Annotated in this window: 1 protein-coding gene; it reads right to left on the bottom strand. The window is 61.8% G+C overall.

The genetic code is table 11. The features are described 5' to 3' along the window. Nucleotides 1-1208: hypothetical protein (locus RMO15_RS19795; RefSeq protein ID WP_309715857.1), on the bottom strand; the 1208-nt coding region annotated here is incomplete at its 3' end. Nucleotides 1209-1606: the final 398 nt, after the last annotated feature.

Raw genomic sequence — 1606 nt, 5'->3', positions numbered from 1 at the left:
TGGGATGCTTTGGCAATGTCACCATCGCTGGCTTGGCCCGTGGCGGCGAGGACATCAAAACGAGCCGCGCTTGACCAGTCGTTCTTGGTCCAGCCGGAGACCCCGATATCAAACCGATGCCCATCCAGCGTGATGCTCCAGTAGGATGGCATGCCGGTTCCCAGAAATCGTGCAGTCACGGAGTCTGCATGAGGGAGTAAGTCAGCAAACGCCAGCAAGCGTCGCCGCCCCCAGAGCCGAATCTCCGTGGCTTCGTCGCCGGTGAATGTGTGGACTCGTTCTTTGATCACGGTTCCCCACGGCTCGATGGTGATGGTCGGGCACTCGCCAGGCATAAGCTGAAATCGCAAGGAGCGCGGACCGGTCTTCTCCCGCTCGCGCTGGAGTGCCGCGAGTACATCGGCGATGGTCTCCGGGGAGAACTGCACCTCAATGGCGGGGTAGACGGCGGCGGACTGGACTTGCAAGAAGCCACGCACCCAGGTAGGCGGGAGATCAATCTTCTTCTCGACGCGCTCCCCGGCTCCCGTGGCGATGCTCACGCCCTCAGCGGCAACCGAGAGAAACGCAGGGCGGTAGGAGCGAATGCGGCGCATCTCATCGGCGAGGGCGCTGGAGTAGTCCACATTGGTCGTTCCATAGCGCACCTCGCCCAGCACATCGAGCTTCTCCCAGGGCACGGTGACGCGCCCGTACGACGACTCATCCAGGCTGAAGACCTCAAAAACGACGCAGTCCTGGTGCACGGAAACGACCGGATCGAGTACCCACCAGGCGTCCATGTCGTGCTTGCGGAGCCACTGGAAGTACTCGTAGCGCTTGTTATAAAACTCGCGCCCCTGGATCGTCCCCTCCAGAGGCTGAATCTCATCGCTCAGGTTCTTCAGCCTCCCCTTGAGCCGATCCTGATGATCCTTGAGGCCTGGCAAGGCACGCAGCTTCGCGCCCATCGTCGCGTCCAGCTCCTCTAGGTAGCGCTCCTCCACCCACTTTTGGTAGCCGCTATGATCTTTCTGCTTGCTCCGAAGATCCGACGACACGACGTTGTAGAGCGCCAGCATCACCCGGGCGTAGCTGCGGCTGTCTAAAATCTGCGCCGTAAGCTGCACCCCAGGCCGCGATGCCTCCGCCGTGAGCCCCATCCGAAGCGCCCCGGAGTCATCAATTCCCGCCTGGGAAGGCCGTGCGTAATTTTGTGTTACTTCCATAATATCTTTCGCTCCGCTCACCGCCGAACCCACCCGGCTTCATTCGTCCCTCACTACGCCACCCTCCCTCAGGGCAGGGAGGGTAAAACCCCCTCCTACCTCCCCCTTCCTTCGTAGAGGGAAGGGGGCCAGGGGGATGGGTTCAAGAAAGAGGCTTGATCACACCGAAAGCCCCTCGATGGTCTCACCCTCCTTGCTCTCGCTCGTGGTGCAGGCAGCTCCCGCGATGCCGAGTGGGCGCTGGTGCAGCTGACCAAGCGAGCACTGGCGGGTGAGACCATCGAGGGGCTTTCGGTGTGATCAAGCCTCTTTCTTGAACCCATCTCCCTGGCCCCCTTCCCTCTACGAAGGAAGGGGGAGGTAGGAGGGGGGGTTACCCTCCCTGCCCTGAGGGAGGG

This window comes from Armatimonas sp. (genome assembly GCF_031410135.1).
Lineage (GTDB): Bacteria > Armatimonadota > Armatimonadia > Armatimonadales > Armatimonadaceae > Armatimonas.
The sequence above is the reverse complement of the archived record's forward strand: the minus strand, read 5'-3'. Positions and strand labels throughout refer to the sequence as shown.